Genomic DNA, 18,853 nt, shown 5'->3' with positions numbered 1-18,853 from the left:
ACCGCTGGCCAAGGCCAGCGGTTCTTAAACAGGGCGCTGCGCTAAAACAGTCATGACCTGAAGCGCGGGACGACAAGCAAGGGCCGCCCCGCAGCGAGGCCGTCGTTCCCCTACGGGGGAAGCGGCGCAGCCGCTCAGGGGGCTTAGTTCTCGCGCACCAGCAGATCGCCGGAGATCTCCGACACATTCTTGACGCTGGTCAGCGTCATGGCCACGCGCATTTCCTTCTCAAGCAAGCCCAGCAAATTGCTCACTCCCGCACCGCCTTCGGCCGCCAGTGCGTAGATGAAGGCGCGGCCTATCATGGTGCAGTCGGCACCCAGGGCCAGCATGCGCACGATGTCCAGGCCGTTTCTGATGCCCGAGTCGGCCAGAATCTTGATCTGTCCCTTGACGGCATCGGCAATGGCCGGCAGCGCACGCGCCGACGACAGGGCGCCGTCGAGCTGGCGACCACCGTGGTTGGAGACGATGATGCCGTCGGCACCAAAGCGCACGGCATCCTTGGCGTCCTCGGGGTCGAGGATGCCCTTGATGACCATGGGTCCCTCCCAGAAGTCTCTGATCCACTCCAGATCCGACCAGGAAATCGAGGGGTCGAAGTTGGCTCCCAGATAGCCCATATAGTCTTCCAGGCTGACGTTCTTGCCCAGGTAGGTGGAGATGTTGCCCAGCGTATGCGGACGGCCCATCAGGCCTACGTCCATGGCCCAGTGCGGGTGGGTCGCGGCCTGCAGATAGCGGCGCATGGCGGAGTTGGGGCCGCTCATGCCCGAATGCGCATCACGGTAGCGTGCACCGGGCACGGGCATGTCCACGGTGAACACCAGGGTGGAGACACCGGCGGCCTGGGCACGCTCCAGCGCGTTTTTCATGAAGCCCCGGTCCTTGAGCACATAGAGCTGAAACCACATCGGGCGGCTGAGCTTGGGCGCGACTTCCTCGATGGGGCAGACCGAGACGGTGGACAGGGTGAAGGGAATGCCTTTTTGGTCCGCCGCCATGGCCGCCTGCACTTCGCCGCGGCGTGCGTACATGCCGGTCAAGCCCACGGGCGAGAGCGCCACGGGAATCGAGAGCTTTTCGCCGAACAACTCGATGCTGGTGTCGAGCTGGCTCATGTCCTTGAGCACGCGCTGGCGCAGGGCTACGTCGGCCAGATCATCGACGTTGCGGGCCAGCGTTTTTTCGGCGTAGGCACCGCCGTCGATGTAGTGGAACAAAAAGGGCGGCAGACGCTTTTGCGCGGCCGCACGGTAGTCGGTGGTGGAGGAGATGATCATGAGAAAAAGGCTGTGCTGGATGAGAGACGGTCCAACCGCTTGAGCCGGGCGGCGTCCGCATCGGACTCGGAAAGCTTGTCATGCACATAGCTCAGATGTTGGCCGATGGCGCTTCTGGCCTGCTCGGGCTCGCCGTCGAGAATGGCCTGCATGAGATTCTGGTGCTGGTGCGTCAGGTGTTCTAGTGTCGATGGATCGTCGTGGACGAACATCAGGCGCCGGTTCTGGGCCACGGTGCCCAGCACCAGCTCGAAGAGGCTGCCCATCAGCTGCACCAGCACGGCGTTGTGCGAGGCTTCGGCGATGGCCAGATGGAACTGGGCGTCCGAGCGGGCCGCGCTTGCTGCATCGCGCGCCTGCTGGTGGAGCAGCATGTCGTCAAAGCAGTGACGGATGCGATCCCTGTCCTTGGCCGTGGCGCGCTGGGCCGCATACCAGGCGGTGCTAAGTTCCAGTGCCTGGCGTGCTTCGAGTACGTCGTAGCGGTACTGGGGGTCGTCAAGCAGCAGCGGCTCCAGCGGCGCGACGGCTTGCTGGTGCCATAGCGGCACGCGCGAGCAGACAAAGGTGCCGGAACCCACACGACTTTCGAGCAGCCCCCGGCTGGACAGCTTCTGAATGGCCTCACGCAAAGCCGTGCGCGACACGCCCAGCTGTTCGGCCAGCGCCCGCTCGGTTGGCAGCTTGTCGCCGCTCTGGAGTTGGGTGCTCTGGATCAGCTCCTGCAATTGCTGGGCAACGCGGTCGGACAGGCGTGGGGCGGGCATGGAATCTACCGAGAGTTTTACGTGGTTGGAATCATCCACGGAAACACATAGGCCTGCAGCGTGCAGATGATGCCTATCAGCACCAGGAAGGCCAGGCTGTGCTTGACGGTAAAGCGGAACAAGTCCGACTCCTTGCCCGCCAGGCCCACAGCCGCGCAGGCAATGGCTATGGACTGGGGCGAAATCATCTTGCCAGTCACGCCGCCCGTGGTGTTGGCGGTTACGGCCAGCACCTCGGGCAAGCCCAGTTGTGCGGCGGTTGTGGCCTGCAGGGCACCGAACAAGGCATTGGCCGAGGTGTCCGAACCCGTGAGGAACACGCCGATCCAGCCCAGGAAGGGTGAGAAGAACGCAAAAGCCTTGCCCGTATGGGCCAGCGCCATGGCCAGCGTGGTGGACAGGCCTGAGTAGTTGGCGATAAAGGCAAAGGCCAGCACCATGCCGATGGAGTAGATGGGCAGGGCCAGTTCCTTGAAGGTCTCGCCCAGAGTCTTGATCGCAACCGCAGGCTTGAGGCGCAGAAAGATGATGGATAGAGCGGCGGCAATCACAATGGCCGTGCCGGTGGCCGACAGCCAGTTGAAGGAGTACACCGCGCCATAGGGCGTGGGCGCGGCCACCACGGGAGCCATCTTCTGCACGAGGTTGTGCAGCATGGGCACGGGAATGTTGAACACCGTGCTGGACAGCGCACCGCCCGCAGCGAACAGCGCCTTGAAGGGCTTGAGGCTCCAGATCGTCACCATCGCTGTCAGGATGATGAAGGGCGACCAGGCCTTGAACACCACGCCCGCCGTCAGCTTGATAGGGCTTGCCGTATTGATGCTGACGCTGCCGGGCTCTGGCTCGAAGCGGAAGATGCGCTTGGGTTGCCAGAACTTGAGGAAGGTCGTCAGCGTCACCAGGGCGACGATGGCCGAGGTGATGTCGGGTAGTTCGGGGCCGATGTAGTTGGCGGTCAGGAACTGGGTCAGCGCAAAGCTTCCGCCACCGACCAGCACGGCAGGCCAGGTTTCCTTGACGCCGCGCCAGCCGTCCATGATGGCCATGAGCCAGAACAGCACGATGATGGTCATGAACGGCAACTGGCGACCCGCCATCTGGCTGATAGCCATGGGATCGATGCCCGAAACCTGACCGGCCACGATGACGGGAATGCCCATGGCGCCAAAAGCCACTGGTGCGGTATTGCCGATCAGGCACAGACCGGCTGCATACAGGGGCTTGAAGCCCAGGCCCACCAGCAACGCCGCCGTGATGGCCACAGGCGCACCAAAGCCGGCTGCTCCTTCAAGGAAGGCACCAAAGCAAAAGCCCACCAGAATTAGCTGCAGACGCTGATCTTCCGTGACCGACAGAATCGAGGAGCGGATGATGTCGAACTGTCCGGTCTTGACCGAAACCTTGTAGAGAAACACCGCCGCAACAATGATCCAGGCTATGGGCCACAGACCGTAGAAGAAACCATAGACGCCCGCAGCCAGGGCGTTGGCGACTGGCATGCGATAGAAGAGCAGCGCCACGGCCAGCGACAGCACCACCGTGATGGTGCCCGCCACATAGCCCTTGAGTCGCAGCTTGGTTAGCGCGAGGAAGAAAAACAGGATGGGTATGAGCGCCACCAGCGCCGACACCCACACATTGCCTGCGGGGTCGTAGTTCTGCGACCAGATTTCTTGCATTGCCTTGATCTCCTGGATATGCGCGGGAAGGGCAAGCCTCCTGGCGCTCCAGAAGTCTTCCCGTCAATTTTTAATAGCACCGTGCAGCAAGCGGGCTGTGCCATTCCCGACACCGGGTGGCTGGCTTGTGCTTTGGTGTAAATTGGTATGACCAATTAAAGTAAAACTCGAGTGGATCGCATTATAGAAATCGATTTCAATGGATAAATTAGTGGTTTTCCCTTGATTGTTGTGATTTATTGGTAGTACCAATTGAGGGGCTAAAGGCTGTCCGAAATATTTCTGCATGCAATGAAGCGGTGGGTGATGGGCGAAGCAGGCCAGAAATTGAGTGCAAAAAAGCCGCAAGCCCTGACGGGACTTGCGGCTGTTGCTATCGGTCAGTGAGCGATTAATTGACCATCAGATGGAAGGGCCAGACATAGGCCTGCAATGTGACATACAGACCCATCAGACAGGCCAGCGCAATCGAGTGGAAGAACACATAGCGCAGGATGTCGCCTTCATGGTTGAACCAGCGGGTGGCGGTGGAGGCCACAACGATGGACTGCGCATCGATCATCTTGCCCATCACGCCGCCCGAGCTATTGGCTGCACCCATCAAATTGGGAGACAGGCCCAGTTGCTCGGCTGCCACCTTCTGCATGCCGCCAAACAGTACGTTGGATGCCGTGTCCGAGCCCGTCAGCGCTACGCCCAACCAGCCCATCAAGGTGCCGAAGAAGGGGTAGAACATGCCGGTGTTGGCAAAGGCCAGACCCAGTGTGGTGTCGGTGCCGGAGTAGCGGGTCAGCGTGCCCAGGGCCAGCATCAGCACAATGGTCAGCAGCGAGTAGCGAACCAGCCAGATGGTCTTGAAGAAGGTGCGCACAATGGCTACCGGGCTGTACTTCATGATCAGGGCGCTGACGATGGCCGACAGTAAAATGCCGGTGCCGGTGGCCGACAGCAGGTTGAGCGTGTAGACCGCGCCTTCCTTGGTGGGCTTGGGCACCACGGGCGGCATTTTCTCGATCAGATTGTGCAGGCCCGTCATGGGGAAGGCCGGGGCAAAGATGCTGTTGAGCCATGCCTTGAACGGAGGCAGGCCCCAGATGAACACGAAGACCGACAGAATCAACCAGGGCATCCAGGCAGCAATCAGGGCCGAGCGGCTGTGCTTGACCACGGGCTGGGGTGGCTTGGCTTCAGCAGCGCTGACATCCTTGCCGCGCAGCGAGGCCGAGGTCCAGATTCTCTTGGGCTGCCAGACGCGCAGGAACAGCACCAGGCTGACCATGGAGACGATGGCGGCAATGATGTCCACCAGCTCGGGGCCGATGAAGTTGGAGACCAGATACTGGGGAATCGCAAAAGACAGGCCGGTGACCAAAATGGCGGGCCAGATTTCCATCATGCCCTTGCGTCCGGCAAAGGCCCAGATCAGCCAGAAAGGCACGAGCACCGAGAAGAAGGGCAGCTGGCGGCCAATCATGGCCGTCACTTCCATCAGGTCGTAGCCGTGCACCTTGGCCAGGGTGATCACCGGCGTGCCCAGCGCGCCAAAGGCCACGGGAGCGGTATTGGCGATCAGCGAAAGACCCGAAGCGGCCAGCGGCGAGAAGCCCAGACCGATCAGGATGGCGGCCGTCACCGCTACCGGTGTGCCAAAGCCCGCTGCACCTTCGAAAAATGCACCGAAGGCAAAGGCAATCAGCAAGAGCTGGATGCGGCGGTCGGGGGTGATGCCCGACAGCGAATCCTGCAGCACCTTGAAGCTGCCGTTTTGCTCGGTGAGCTGATGCAAAAAGATGATGGTCAGCACGATCCAGCCAATGGGCAGCAGACCAGTGAAGCCGCCGAACAAGGCGGCGCGGCCGGCCATCTCGGCCGGCATGTTGTAGACGAAGACAGCAATAATCAACGCGGCAACGAGGCCCGCGCCGGCTGCCAGGTGGGCCTTCATGTGCAAAAAGCCCAGGCCGACCAGCATCACCACGACAGGAATTGCCGCTAGCAATGTGGATAGCCACATATTCGAGAGAGGGTCATAGACCTGTTGCCAAACCATTGCCTTTGTCTCCTTTTTGTATGGATGACGAGGATGGTGGCGGTGTGACTGGGCTTATAGACCTAGCATTAGCCCTCGATTGAACGCCGCTGTAGAAAATTTCAATACCGGCATAAATCACTTCAACCCAAGAAGCTGTTCGCGTGGCAGTGATGAAAGCTACCATCGGGTCCAGTTCCAATAACAAGGCTAGAAATCGTGAGCGATCTCTCCAAAATCACCTGTATTGAAGACCTGCGTGTGGTGGCCAAGCGCCGCGTGCCGCGCATGTTTTATGACTATGCGGATTCGGGCTCCTACACCCAGGGCACTTATCGCTCCAACGAAGACGACTTCCAGAAGATCAAGTTGCGCCAGCGCGTAGCTGTGAACATGGAAGGGCGCAGCACTCGCACGACCATGATTGGTGAGGATGTGGCCATGCCAGTGGCCATTGCGCCCACAGGCCTGACCGGCATGCAGCATGCCGATGGAGAGATTCTGGGTGCCAAGGCGGCCAAGGCGTTCGGCGTGCCGTTCACGCTATCGACCATGAGCATTTGCTCGCTAGAAGACATTGCTGAACACACAGATCGCCACCCTTTTTGGTTCCAGCTCTATGTGATGCGCGACAAGGCCTTCATGGAGCGGCTGATCCACCGCGCCAAAGCTGCCAACTGCTCGGCGCTGGTGGTCACGTTGGACTTGCAGATTCTGGGTCAGCGCCACAAGGACATTAAAAATGGCCTGTCTACGCCGCCCAAACCCACGATTGCCAACCTGATCAATCTGGCCACCAAGCCGCACTGGTGCATGGGCATGCTGGGCACCCGTCGCCGCACTTTTGGCAACATCGTCGGCCATGTGGATGGCGTGGGCGATGTGTCCTCGCTGTCGTCCTGGACAGCCGATCAGTTCGACCCCTCGCTTAACTGGAGCGACGTGGAATGGATCAAGAAACTCTGGGGTGGAAAGATCATCTTGAAGGGCGTGATGGATGCCGAAGACGCCCGATTGGCCGCGCAAAGTGGAGCGGACGCGCTGATCGTCAGCAACCATGGTGGCCGCCAGCTCGATGGTGCGCCTTCGTCGATTGCGGCACTGCCCTCGATTGTCGAGGCCGCTGGCAAGGACATCGAAGTGTGGATGGATGGCGGCATTCGCAGCGGGCAGGACGTGCTCAAGGCCCGCGCGCTTGGTGCGCAAGGCACGATGATCGGCCGCAGCTTCCTCTATGGTCTGGGTGCTTACGGTCAGGAGGGTGTGACCAAGGCGCTGCAGATCATCCACAAGGAGCTGGACACCACCATGGCTTTTTGCGGCCACACCAATATCAACAAGGTAGGCAGCGAAATCCTGTTGCCCGGCACCTACCCTAGGCCGTTTGATCTGATCTGATCTGATCTGCTTTGCTGGCGGCTTGCTGCGCTGCAAGCCGCCGTGATCTCAGACTGGCGTTCAGGAATTGCCAGCTTTGGGCTTCCATTCCAGCACTTGCTGCTGGATTTTTGTGCGTTGCGCAGGCTTCAATTTTTTGGCAATGATTTCCTGCTGCTTGGCCGAATCCTTTTCACCATCCCTGGCTGCCAGCAGCGCCCAGAAATAAGCCTGGGGCCAGCTTTGCTTAACACCTCGGCCCAAGGCGTACATGGAGCCCACGTTGAACTGGCTGTTGGCATCGCCTTGTTCTGCGGCAATCATGTACCACTTGAAAGCCTCCTTGCTGTCTTGCGCCACGCCGCGGCCATGGTCGTACATGTAGCCGAGATTGCTTTGACTTGAGGCATGGTTTTGCGCCACCCCAAGGCGGTACAGCCTGACGGCTTCTTCCTGATTTTCTGCCACGCCACGGCCATCGTCATACATCACGGCGAGGTTGAAGATGCCATCGATATCACCTTGTTCTGCGGACAGGCGATACCATTTGACCGCCTCTTCATCGCTTTGCGGCACACCGCGCCCGCGTCCGTACATCAGGCCAATATTGGCCTGGCTTTCCGCATGGCCCTGCTTTGCTGCAAGCATGAACCACTTGGCGGCTTCATCATCATTTTTTGGCCCGCCCCGGCCCGTGAGGTAGACGGCGGCGAGCTTGAACTGTGCCTGTGCATCGCCCGCCTGGGCTTTTTGCAACAGGTCTGCGGATTGCGCGATGACCAGCGGGCTGGAGAGCAGCAGGGCGGCTGCACAGAGGAGATGGCTGAATTGCTTTTTCATGGCGTATTTGTCGATAAAGAGTGGCGGTTTCGAGCGTGCAAACTCAGCGGTTCGTTGTCTTGGGTTTCCACGCACTGATCTTCTTGTCCAGTGCAGCGCGCTCGGCAGGTTTGAGCTTCTGGGCGGCTTCATCGCGCAGCGACTCCGTGTCTTCCAGGTCCTGAGCGGCCGCCAAGGCATACCAGAAATAGGCCTGAGACAGGCTGCGTTTGACGCCGCGTCCTTCTTCAAACATCGTGCCAAGGTTCACCTGCGCCGTTGCATTGCCTTGCTCTGCGGCCAGGCCCAGCAACCTGGCGGCTTCCTTTTCATTGAGCGGCACGCCGCGACCGGTGGCATACATCACGGCAAGGTTGACCTGGCCCGAGTCGTGGCCCTTGGCCGCCGTAATGCCAAACCATTTGGCAGCTTCCTTATCGCTCTGTTCCACACCGCGGCCGCTGACATACATCAGCCCCAGGTTGTACTGGGCGTCGAGAAGGTTCTGCGCTGCCGCGAGTCGATACCACTTGATGGCCTCCTGATCGCTTTGCTCCACACCGCGGCCGTCTTCGTACATCACACCCAGATTGAACTGACCGTTGGCCTCTCCCTGCGCCGCCGAGAGGCGATACCACTTGACGGCTTCCACATCGTTCTTCGCCACGCCACGGCCCTGGTCGTACATCAATCCGAGATTGCTCTGGCTCAAGGCATTGCCTTGTGCCGCCGCCAGGCCAAACCATTGCGCGGCTTTCTCATCGTTTTGTGCCACACCGCGGCCCTCTACATACATCTGGCCAAGGTCAAGCTGGGCCTGAGCATCACCTGCCTGTGCTTTGCGCACCAGGTCTGCGGGCTGCGCCACTGCCAAGGTGCTGGCAAGCAGCAATGCGGCAGCGGAGTAAAGAGGGAGCATGTGTTTCTTCATTTTTTTCCTGATGTTCCTGAGGTAGATACGCTGCGCTTAGCCTGCCGCGACAAAACTCGGCATGACTTCAGGCGGGTCCAAGGAATTTTTCCTGAAAGATAGAGCCGAGGCCGCGTGAAGCAATTTGTCGCCAGATCATCTGGCCCTTGCTTGCTCTCGCTTTTTGATGGATTGAGGGCCTATGAAATGCCAGCCATAGCGACTAGTTTGATGGGCTCCTGATACATAGACGGCGAGCCGCAGCGAGCAGGCATTCTAGTCACGTCGCGTGCTTGGTTGCCGCCAAGTCGGGTCTATCGACTGGCGGCAAGACCTCATTGCTCGGGACTTATTGACCTGCCTGAGCATCGTGACCAAGAGGCGCTTAATTGCGCTGCAAGCGCTTGCGCGCGGCAAAGCCATAGCTAAGGCCCAGCACTGCTGCAAACGCCGATCCCGCTAGAATGCCCAGCTTTGAGGCACCTAGTAGAGCGGCATCTTCAAAGGCCAGACCACCGACAAAGATTGACATGGTGAAGCCGATGCCGGCCAGCAGACCCACCAGCAACACACCGTGCCAGTTCAGGCCTTGGGGCAGGCTGCAAAGGCCGCTTTTCACGGCTAGCCAGGTGCAGAGAAAGACGCCTAGAGGCTTGCCCAGCACCAGCGCCACCAGCACGGCTGTGGCCGTAGTTTGCGGCGCTGCAGCGCTCAGGTCGATGCCGGAAAACTGCACGCCCGCATTGGCCAATGCAAAGATGGGCATGACGCCAAAAGCCACCCAGGGGTGAAGAATCATGGGCAGACGCAGCGCAGGCGGCAGCAGATCACGCTGGGCAGATTGTGCTGTGCGCAAGTCTTGCAGCAGGTGCTGCGGATCGGGCTTGCCAGCATGCACTTGCTCGCTGGCCTTGCGCATGGCGGCTTGTGCAGTGATAAGCGGTGGCTGCTTGGCAGGGCGCACAAACACGGGCGTCATCAGGCCCAGTACTACACCGGCCAGCGTGGGATGGGCGCCGGTCTTGAGCAGGCCAAACCACAGCACTGCGCCGGGCAGCAGATACAGCGGTGCCGCGGCAATGCCCATGCGGTTGAACAGCAGCACCAGTAGCACGCCCACACCGGCAATCACAAAGCCTATGGCCTGCAGGCCGCCGGAGTAAAAGAAGGCAATGATGAGCACGGCCACGATGTCATCAATGATGGCCAGCGCCAGCAAAAAGATGCGCAGCGAGGATGGGATGTTGCGACCCAGCAGGGCCAGCACGCCCACGGCAAACGCAATGTCTGTGGCAGTGGGAATGGCCCAGCCGTTGAGCAAAGTCTTGTCGCCGCCCACCAGCGCTACATAGATGAGAGCGGGCATGGCCACGCCGCCTATGGCGGCCATCAGCGGCAGACTGGCCTGGCGCAGGCTTGCCAGCGCGCCGTTGTGCAGCTCGCGCCGGATCTCCATGCCCACGACCAGAAAGAAGGCGGTCATCAGCACATCGTTGACGATGAAATGCAGGTCAGTGCTGAAGCTCCAGGGCCCCAGCGTCATTGCGACGGGGGCGTGCCACAGTGCGAAATAGCTTTCAGCATTGCTGGAGTTGGCCCAGATCAGCGCCGCAGCCGCAGCCAGCATGAGCACCATACCGGCAAAGGATTCGATATGCAGCAGATGTGCAATTTTTGCCTGCATGTGCTCGGTAGCAGTTTGCAGGGCGGGGATGCGAGGAGAGTTTTGGGGTGCAGAAGGCGCAGGGGCCTGCACAATGGTCTGTGGGTCCATCTATCGATTCAGGTGTCTGAAGTCCTTTGCCCGAGATGCATAAAGGCATGAGGCAATGCCTCATTGCTGCATCAAACGCTGCAAACAACTGGCGCGCTGGCGGCCCGACCTGCGCATGAAGATTCACCTGCCATCACCACCGTATGTGGCGGGCACCCGCTGTGAATTGTAGCTAAAGCTGTTTGATTGGCTTCGATTTGAGGATATTTGTATTTGATGCGGCTGTCGCCATCAGTCCTGTATGCATTCGCATTTCACGTCACCTTGGCTCAAGCAGGCGGGCTGCATGAATTGCGTCAGCAGTCGCGAATGGGCGGCGCTATGCTGGTGCGGCAACAATAGAGAAGGCGAGTCATGTCGGGCATCGGAACGGAATATGTGTGGGTGATCGTGGTGCTGTTTGCGGCTGCTGCGCAGACGGTGCGCAACACGGCCCAGCGCTCGCTGACGGCGCAGGTCGGCACCATGCCTGCCACGCTGGTGCGCTTTCTCTACGGCTTGCCGTTTGCCGCTGTCTATCTGCTGGCGCTGTATGGCTTTGGCGATCAGCCACGGGCGCTGCCGCAGTTCAGCGCTGTGTATCTGGGCTGGATTGCGATGGGAGCGGCGTTTCAGGTTGCGGCCACGGCGGCTTTGCTGATGGCCATGAAGGAGCGCAACTTTGCCGTGGCGGTCACGCTGTCCAAAACCGAGGTGCTGCAGGTGGCCTTGTTTGCCGCCATGTTCTTGCATGAGCTACCAACACGCTGGGCGCTGCTGGCCATGGTGCTGGCCACTATCGGTGTGCTCATGCTGTCCTTGCCGCCGCGCGGGCAGATTTTTACGCTATCGGCATGGGCAAGCAAGTCATCGATGTATGGACTGATTTGCGGAGCCTGTTTTGCCCTGGCCACGATTGGCTTTCGTGGCGGCGCGGTAGAGATTGCGCGCCTAGGTGTGGACTCGCCCTGGCTGTCTGGTGCATGGGGTGTGCTGATAGCACAGAGCATGCAGTCATTGGTCTTGGGCGTCTGGATTGCGAAGACCCATGAACAGGGCCTGCGCCCCATCTTCAAGGCCTGGCGTATATCGCTGCTGGCAGGCAGCATGGGCGCGGCGGCATCGCTGGCGTGGTTTACCGCCTATGCTATGCAAGGCGCAGCGGCGGTGCGCACGCTGGGCATGGTGGAGGTGGTGTTCAGCTACCTCGTCTCGCGCCGCGTGTTTAGCGAGCAGCTGTCGCTGACGGAAAAACTGGGCATGGCGCTGATGATGCTGGGACTGGTTTTGATCTGTTTGCAGCTCTGAATTTGAGAGCTGCCCGCGCATGTTTTTTGCCACTTCTGTATTGAATAGTGAATAAAGTAGTCAGTGAGTAAGCGCAGGCAGCTCTTTAATCAATAGCGGATCAGCGGAGCACCAGACCTTGCAGGCAAAGGTCTGGTATGGCTTTATGGGTTGTCAACAATGAGTGGTGTGAATCAGGCTCTTGCTGGCGTCATGGAAGCGGGCCTTGGTGTCGTTGCTGTGCTGCCCAGAGACTGCTGAACGATATCGCCAACCATGTCGGCCGTGATGGCGGACAGCGTCCAGCCCAGGTGGCCGTGGCCGGTGTTGTAGAAAACGCAGGGCTTGCTGCCGCGACCCACGCGGGGCAGCATGTCCGGCATCATGGGGCGCAGTCCCGCCCATGGCACGACGCTGCGGGTGCTGACGCCAGGGAAGCATTGCTGCACCCATTCAATCAGCGGTCTGATCCGGTCGGCGCGGATGTCCTTGTTATAGCCATTGAACTCTGCCGTGCCCGCCACGCGGAAGCGGTCGTCGCCCAAGCGGCTGGTGACCAGCTTGGTTTCATCGTCGAGCAGGCTGACGATGGGCGCTGCCGAGCGGCTGACTTCATCGAGCAGATTGATGGTGATGGAGTAGCCTTTGACGGGGTAGATGTTGACCCGGTCACCCAGCTGCGATGCCAGCGTGCGACTGGCCGTGCCTGCGCAGACGACGATGCCGTCAAAGTTTGCTGTGCTGGTTTCCTGCCCTTGGCGGGCCGTTACGCTGGCTTGCTTGCCATGGGCGTTGACGGACAGAATTTCCTGCTCGTACAGGCAGCGCACGCCCAGGCGTGAGCAGGCAGCGGCCAGACCGCTGGTGAACTTGTGAATATCGCCGGTGGAATCGCTCTCGGTGTAATAGCCGCCGTAGTAGCTGCCGGACAAGGTGGGCTCGATGGCACGCATCTCCTGCGGCGTCACGGCGCGGCGCTCCAGCCCGCCTTGGGCCAGCAGTTTGGACACCCGGCCCGCATGCTCAAAGCCCGCCTGATTGCGGTAGATGTGAAGAATGCCTTCTTTCTTCAGGTCGAAATCAATGCCTTCACGCACGGCCCAGTCAAACAGATGCTCGCGCGCCGCAATGGCGAGGCGGGCGGTCTCTGCGGTGTTTTTCTCGTAGTGGGGAATGGCAGCCAGAAATTCGCAGAACCACGAAATTTTGTGCCAGCTGGGCTTGGGGTTGAGTAGCAGCGGCGCATCGCTTTTGAGCATCCACTTGAGGCCCTTGAGAATGGTGGACCAGTGGTTCCAGACCTCGGCATTGGAGGCCGATAGTTGTCCGCCATTGGCGAACGAGGTTTCCATGGCGGCGTAGCGCTGCTTTTCGAAAAGGGTGACGGAAAAACCGCGGCGCGCCAGGGCGTAGGCGGTGGTCACGCCCGTGATACCACCACCGATAACGGCGATTGTCTTCATGATTCAGGTTCCAGAAACGTCAAGGGTGGAGCCCGTGCGCAACATACGCAGCGGACGCCCCCTCTGTTCTGGACCTGAGAGATTCACGAAGCAGCGCCAGGGGCGATATTCGCTTGCTCCTTCGGTATGCCCGGCGGACGATGACGTCTGGACATTCTTCAGAGTGTTAAAGCAGTGATGCCGATCCTTTTGCCTGAGAGTTTCCGGGGCGGTTGCTCCTTCGGCGCTGCATACGAAAGTTTTCGCTGCAGTCTCTCTCGGCACCACTAGGCTGAGAGCCTGATGGCGAATGTAGGTAAAAGTCGGGTGGTTGGGTATACGGGTTTTCTAGAGTTACTGGCTTTGCTGGCGTTCAAGTTTCTGAAAAATAGATAGCGGCTTGCGCCTGTTATTGAGGAGTCTTGAAGCCGAATAATGCGTAAGTGGCCTAAAGGTAAGCGCAAGAAGCTTCCAATTTCATAGCGTAAAAAGCTGTCAAGTGGGTTTGAGCAGCCCCAGAGTCAGCCCCTGCATTGGCGCAGCCGGGTATGGCCGTTGAAGGTTTTGGGCAAAATGACATCTTTGCCTGTCAACTGGCCTAGCGATATCACCGCTTTGCCACTGAAGCGCCCGACTGGGGTAGCTGCCGATACAGGATGCAACGGGCCTTACCGGCCTCGGCGTTCTGCTTCATGGCTTCGTTCCTGTGTCCTTGTTGTCTGCGATCGCATTGGTCGCTTTTTTGCGTTGCTTGCCGCAACGCCTGCGGGATGGTTGGGTGTTTTGTGCAGATGGGCGCAAACCAATACAACAAGACATTTATGTCCCAACCCAACTCAAGCCAGCAACCCGCGCATACCGCGCTGGCGACTGGCAGCAGTGACAACGCGAAACCCCAGTTGCACCGGGTGCTCAAGCAGCGCCACCTGAGCATGATTGCCATTGGCGGAGCCATCGGCACAGGTCTGTTCGTGGCCTCTGGCTCGGCTATTTCGCAGGTCGGCCCTGGCGGCGCGGTGCTGACTTATTTGCTCATCGGCATCATGGTGTACTACATCATGACCAGCCTGGGCGAGCTGGCCGCGTTCATGCCGGTGGCAGGTTCTTTCTCGACCTACGCATCGCGCTATGTGGATCGCGGCTTTGGTTTTGCGCTGGGCTGGAACTTCTGGTTCAGCTGGGCCGTGGTGGTGGCGGTCGATCTGGTGGCGTCACAACTGGTGATGGCCTATTGGTTGCCCGATGTGCCGGGCATTATCTGGAGCGGAATATTTCTGCTGCTGATGGTGGGCCTGAATGCTTTTTCAGCCCGAGGTTTTGCCGAAGCCGAGTACTGGTTTGCGCTGATCAAGGTGGTGGCCGTCGTGGCTTTTCTGATCACCGGCGTGCTGATTCTGTTCGGCATTATCAGCAACGGTCATGTGCCAGGTTTTGAGAACTGGACTACGGGCGATGCGCCGTTTGTGGGCAATTTCGCCACCTTTGTGGGCGTAGCCATGATCGTGGCCTATTCCTTCCAGGGCACGGAGCTGGTCGGCGTGGCCGCTGGCGAATCCGAGAATCCGCGCGAGAACGTGCCGCGTGCCATTCGTCAGGTGTTCTGGCGCATTCTGCTGTTCTATGTGCTGGCCATCATCGTCATCGGTTTTCTGATTCCCTATACCGACCCGCAACTGCTGCGCACGGATGTGGCCGATATTGCGGTGAGCCCGTTCACGCTGGTGTTCCAGCACGCGGGTCTGCTGTCGGCTGCTACGGTGATGAATGCAGTGATTCTGACCTCGGTGCTGTCTGCCGGTAACTCCGGCATGTATGCGGCAACGCGCATGCTTTTCAATATGGCGACCGAGGGCAATGCTCCGCGCATGTTCTCTCAATTGACCAAGAACGGCGTGCCGCTGTATGCGCTGATCGGCAGCACGCTGATTGCCAGCCTGTGCCTGTTCTCGTCACTGTACAGCCCGCAGGCCGTCTATATCTGGCTGCTGAATCTGGCAGGCATGACGGAGTTCATCGTCTGGCTGGGCATTGCCGTCAGCCACTATCGCTTTCGCCGTGGCTATGTGATGCACGGGCATGACGTGGGTGACCTGCCTTACAAGGCGGGTGCTTTCCCGTTTGGCCCCATCTTCGCGTTTGTGCTGTGTCTGGTGGTGACGTTGGGCCAGAACTATCAGGCCTTCCTGGAAGACCGTATTGACTGGGGTGGCGTGGTTTCGACCTATCTGGGTATTCCGCTGTTTCTGGTGTTCTGGCTGGGTTATTGGCTGGTCAAGCGCAATACCTGGGTCAGCTATGCCGATATGCGGTTTGATGAGCTGGAAGACATCAAGCGAGAAAAAATCTCCTCCTGAGGCGCTTTGCGCCTTCCCCTCTCTAGCTTAGCGGGAGGGGGACAACAGCATCGCTGCGGGGGCAGCCCTTGCTTGCTGTTTCCTGGTGGGTGTATGCCTGTTTCAGGCATTGCTGCTGATTCTTGCCAGCGCAGGCAAAATCGGCAGTGTGAGTGATTCTTTAGCCCCCTTTTCAGATGCTTCAGAGCTTCCCAGACGCATTGCGCATCTGGATATGGATGCGTTCTACGCGTCTGTGGAGCTGCTGCGCTATCCGCAGCTCAAGGGTTTGCCGGTGGTGATTGGCGGCGGGCGCAGAGCGCCCGATAACGCCTTGCTGGTAAAGCACGCGGGGCTGCCGCTGTCAGAAATTCCGGTGGCTGATTTCCCTCTGCTGCGCGACTACACGGGGCGCGGCGTCATCACGACGGCGACCTATCCGGCTCGGCAGTTCGGCGTGGGCTCGGCCATGGGCATGATGAAGGCCGCCAAGCTCTGCCCGCAGGCTATTTTGCTGCCGGTGGACTTTGCCCAGTACCGGCGGTTTTCGCGCGAATTCAAAGAAATCATTCTCTCCATTGCTCCGGTCATGGAGAACCGGGGCGTGGATGAGGTCTATATCGACTTCACCCATGTACCCGGTGGCCAGCGTGAAGGCGGGCGTGTGCTGGCGCGCTTGATTCAGAAAACCATTTTTGAAGCTACGGGCCTGACCTGCTCGGTGGGCGTAGCACCCAACAAGCTACTGGCCAAGATGGCCAGCGAGTTCAACAAGCCCAACGGCATCTCGGTTGTTCAGGCTGACGATTTGCAGACCAAGATATGGCCTCTGGCTTGCCGCAAGGTCAACGGCATAGGGCCCAAGGCCGATGAAAAGCTCAAAAATCTGGGCATAGAAACCATTGGCGATCTGGCCGCGAAAAGCTTGCCGCAGTTGCTGCAATGGTTTGGCAAGTCCTATGGACACTGGCTGCACGAATCCGCATGGGGCCGCGATGAGCGGGCGGTGGTGACCGAGAGCGAGCCGGTATCCATGAGCCGCGAAACCACGTTTGAGCGCGACTTGCATGCCGTGCACGACAGGGCTGAACTGGGGGCCATCTTCACAGACCTGTGCGAGCGCGTGGCGGAGGACTTGCAGCGCAAAGGCTATGTGGGCCGCACTGTGGGTATCAAGCTGCGCTATGACGACTTCAAGATCGCGACGCGCGATCAGACTCTGGCCCTGCCGGTGCAAGATGCTGCGGCCATTCGCCAAGCCGCGGGACAATGCCTGAAGCGAGTACCGCTGGGCAAGCGCATGCGGCTGCTGGGGGTCAAGGTTTCGGGTCTGATTTCAGAGCAGGCCTGGCAGGCCAGTGCGGACGACCCTGCGGCGCGGGAGTCGTTGCTGAGGCCGCAAGTCTTGACTTCCATCAAGAACCTGGACCCCTACACAGCATCTCTGTTCTGAGAGTCGCTAATCCAGCATCTTTGCTGTGCGATGATCCGAAGTGTGAATTTGTGTATCTGGTTAGCCAGCATCGCCGGAATGCCTGATCGCTCACTCTCTCATTAAAAAACAGGCTCTTTCGAGGAGTGCAAGCCATGCGCATGAACCTGCCGGTATCCCAACAAAACTACAACTTCCCCGGCGATGAGCTGCTGGTTTCCAGCACCAATACCAAGGGCGAGATCACACATTGCAACCCGGCGTTCGTGCGGGTCAGCGGCTTCACCTATGAGGAGCTGATTGGTCAGCCGCATAACCTGATTCGCCACCCCGACATGCCCGCCGCAGCCTTCAAGGACATGTGGCGCACCATTGCCCACGGCTACCCGTGGACCGCGCTGGTCAAGAATCGCCGCAAGAATGGCGACCATTACTGGGTACGTGCCAACGTCACGCCCATCATGGAAGGAGGAAAGCCGCGCGGTTATCTGTCGGTGCGCACCAAGCCGTCAGTCAAGGAAGTGGCCGAGGCAGAAGCCCTTTACGCACGCATGCGCACGGAAGAAAAGTCAGGTCAGTCCAGCTTTCGCCTGCGTGCAGGCGAGGTGCGCCGCCTTGGCCTGATGGGCCTGTGGGACAGCCGCCAGGATGTGGGCCTGGTCGCACGCATGGCGTGGTTGCTGGCGGTACTGGCGGTGCTGGTTTTGCTACCTGACATGATGGGCTGGCAGGGCACAGCCGCCTGGGGCTGGCGCGCAGCCAGTCTGGCGGCAGGCGGTGTGTTTGTGCTGTGGCGTTTTCATCGCCGCTGCGTGGCCGGGCTTGACGAAGCCAGCCGCTTTGCGGCCGATGTGGCGGCTTGCAATCTGAGCACCGAGTCCAATCAGAGCTACAACGGTGCCATGGGCGCGCTGATGCTGAGGCTGCAGCAAATTCAGATCAACTTGCGCGCCGTGGTGGGTGATGTGCGAACCGAGGTGCAGGGCTTTGCTCAGACTGCCCATGAAATTGCCCAGAGCAGTCTTGATCTGGCGGGCCGCACCGAGTCGCAGGCCAGCAACCTGCAGCAGACGGCGGCATCGATGGAAGAGATTTCAGGCACGGTTTCGCAGACGGCAGACACCGCACAGTACATGGCGGGTGCCAGCGATGAAAGCAGCAAAGTTGCCAGCCGCAGCGGCGCGGCCATCAGTGAGGTGGGGCAGGCCATGGAGCGTATTCGTGGTTCATCGACCCGCATGAGCGAGATCATTGGCGTGATTGAAAGCATTGCCTTTCAGACCAATCTGCTGGCGCTGAATGCAGCTGTGGAAGCCGCGCGTGCGGGCGAGCAAGGCCGTGGCTTTGCCGTGGTGGCGGGCGAGGTGCGGGCACTGGCCCAGCGCAGTGCCGAGGCGGCCAAGGAAATCAGCGTGCTCATCAACCGCACGGTGGATGGCATCAACGACGGCAATGCCCGCATGCGCTCTGCAGGTCAGACGATTGACGGCATGGTGCAGGCCGTGGACAAGGTGGGCTCTCTGGTGCACCAGATCAGCATTGCCACGCGCGAGCAGTCGATTGGCATTTCGCAGGTCAATGAGGCCGTTGCCCAGCTTGACTCTGTGACGCAGCAGAACGCCGCGCTGGTGGAGCAGTCCACCAGCTCTGCCCAGTCGCTGCGCCAGAGCGCCAAGACGCTGGAGCGCTCGGTGGATGTCTTCCATCTTTGAACGCGTAGTTTCCCTCCCCTTTAAAAC

General features: G+C 59.8%; 13 protein-coding genes and 1 riboswitch. Of the genes, 5 read left to right on the top strand and 8 right to left on the bottom strand.

Features of this window, described 5'->3' with window-relative positions; genetic code table 11:
- Positions 1–143 precede the first annotated feature (143 nt).
- From lldD to CLU84_RS15865, 4 genes are all read right to left on the bottom strand, one after another.
- Positions 144–1,283: an FMN-dependent L-lactate dehydrogenase LldD gene (lldD, locus tag CLU84_RS15880; protein WP_099738274.1), complete on the bottom strand. Its 1,140-nt coding sequence runs from the start codon at positions 1,281–1,283 to the stop codon at positions 144–146.
- Positions 1,280–2,050: a transcriptional regulator LldR gene (gene lldR / locus CLU84_RS15875; RefSeq protein ID WP_099738272.1), complete on the bottom strand. Its 771-nt coding sequence runs from the start codon at positions 2,048–2,050 to the stop codon at positions 1,280–1,282. The genes lldD and lldR overlap by 4 nt, the downstream gene beginning before the upstream one ends.
- Before the next feature lie 17 nt (positions 2,051–2,067).
- Positions 2,068–3,732 carry an L-lactate permease gene (lldP, locus tag CLU84_RS15870; RefSeq protein ID WP_099738271.1) on the bottom strand — a complete coding sequence of 555 codons (1,665 nt, stop codon included), beginning with the start codon at positions 3,730–3,732 and terminating at the stop codon, positions 2,068–2,070.
- 391 nt (positions 3,733–4,123) lie between these two features.
- Entirely contained in the window at positions 4,124–5,782 is a 1,659-nt protein-coding gene (locus CLU84_RS15865) for an L-lactate permease (RefSeq protein WP_099738269.1), read from the bottom strand.
- Between the two features lie 198 nt (positions 5,783–5,980).
- On the opposite strand from CLU84_RS15865, the gene CLU84_RS15860 reads away from it, so the two are divergent.
- Positions 5,981–7,159 carry an alpha-hydroxy acid oxidase gene (locus CLU84_RS15860; protein WP_199173788.1) on the top strand — a complete coding sequence of 393 codons (1,179 nt, stop codon included), beginning with the start codon at positions 5,981–5,983 and terminating at the stop codon, positions 7,157–7,159.
- Between the two features lie 60 nt (positions 7,160–7,219).
- Here the strand turns inward: CLU84_RS15860 and CLU84_RS15855 are convergent, their stop codons facing one another.
- The 3 genes from CLU84_RS15855 to nhaA form a co-directional block, all read right to left on the bottom strand.
- Complete coding sequence (locus tag CLU84_RS15855; protein ID WP_099738265.1) at positions 7,220–7,978, bottom strand: tetratricopeptide repeat protein; 759 nt, start codon at positions 7,976–7,978, stop codon at positions 7,220–7,222.
- Positions 7,979–8,021: 43 nt separating this feature from the next.
- Positions 8,022–8,876: a tetratricopeptide repeat protein gene (locus tag CLU84_RS22580; protein ID WP_304441938.1), complete on the bottom strand. Its 855-nt coding sequence runs from the start codon at positions 8,874–8,876 to the stop codon at positions 8,022–8,024.
- A gap of 376 nt (positions 8,877–9,252) precedes the next feature.
- Entirely contained in the window at positions 9,253–10,641 is a 1,389-nt protein-coding gene (gene nhaA / locus CLU84_RS15845; RefSeq protein ID WP_099738263.1) for a Na+/H+ antiporter NhaA, read from the bottom strand.
- A 354-nt stretch (positions 10,642–10,995) separates the two neighbouring features.
- Here nhaA and CLU84_RS15840 point away from each other — a divergent pair, with 354 nt between their 5' ends.
- Positions 10,996–11,928 (top strand): DMT family transporter, encoded by a 933-nt coding sequence (locus CLU84_RS15840; RefSeq protein WP_099738261.1) that lies wholly within the window; start codon positions 10,996–10,998, stop codon positions 11,926–11,928.
- Positions 11,929–12,101: 173 nt separating this feature from the next.
- Here CLU84_RS15840 and CLU84_RS15835 read toward each other — a convergent pair whose 3' ends face one another.
- Entirely contained in the window at positions 12,102–13,370 is a 1,269-nt protein-coding gene (locus CLU84_RS15835; RefSeq protein WP_099738259.1) for a D-amino acid dehydrogenase, read from the bottom strand.
- Positions 13,371–13,541: 171 nt separating this feature from the next.
- Positions 13,542–13,640, bottom strand: a riboswitch (glycine riboswitch).
- Positions 13,641–14,170: 530 nt separating this feature from the next.
- Between CLU84_RS15835 and CLU84_RS15830 the strand changes: the two genes are divergently transcribed.
- The 3 genes from CLU84_RS15830 (at position 14,171) to CLU84_RS15820 (ending at position 18,826) form a co-directional block, all read left to right on the top strand.
- On the top strand, positions 14,171–15,703 hold the full coding sequence (locus CLU84_RS15830; protein WP_099738257.1) for an amino acid permease: 1,533 nt from the start codon (positions 14,171–14,173) through the stop codon (positions 15,701–15,703).
- 214 nt (positions 15,704–15,917) lie between these two features.
- Complete coding sequence (gene dinB, locus CLU84_RS15825) at positions 15,918–17,135, top strand: DNA polymerase IV (protein ID WP_099739062.1); 1,218 nt, start codon at positions 15,918–15,920, stop codon at positions 17,133–17,135.
- 134 nt (positions 17,136–17,269) lie between these two features.
- Positions 17,270–18,826, top strand: a complete 1,557-nt coding sequence (locus CLU84_RS15820) for a PAS domain-containing methyl-accepting chemotaxis protein (protein ID WP_099738256.1) — start codon at positions 17,270–17,272, stop codon at positions 18,824–18,826.
- Positions 18,827–18,853 lie beyond the last annotated feature (27 nt).

This window comes from Comamonas sp. 26 (assembly GCF_002754475.1).
Taxonomy (GTDB): domain Bacteria; phylum Pseudomonadota; class Gammaproteobacteria; order Burkholderiales; family Burkholderiaceae_C; genus Comamonas.
The sequence above is the reverse complement of the archived record's forward strand: the minus strand, read 5'-3'. Positions and strand labels throughout refer to the sequence as shown.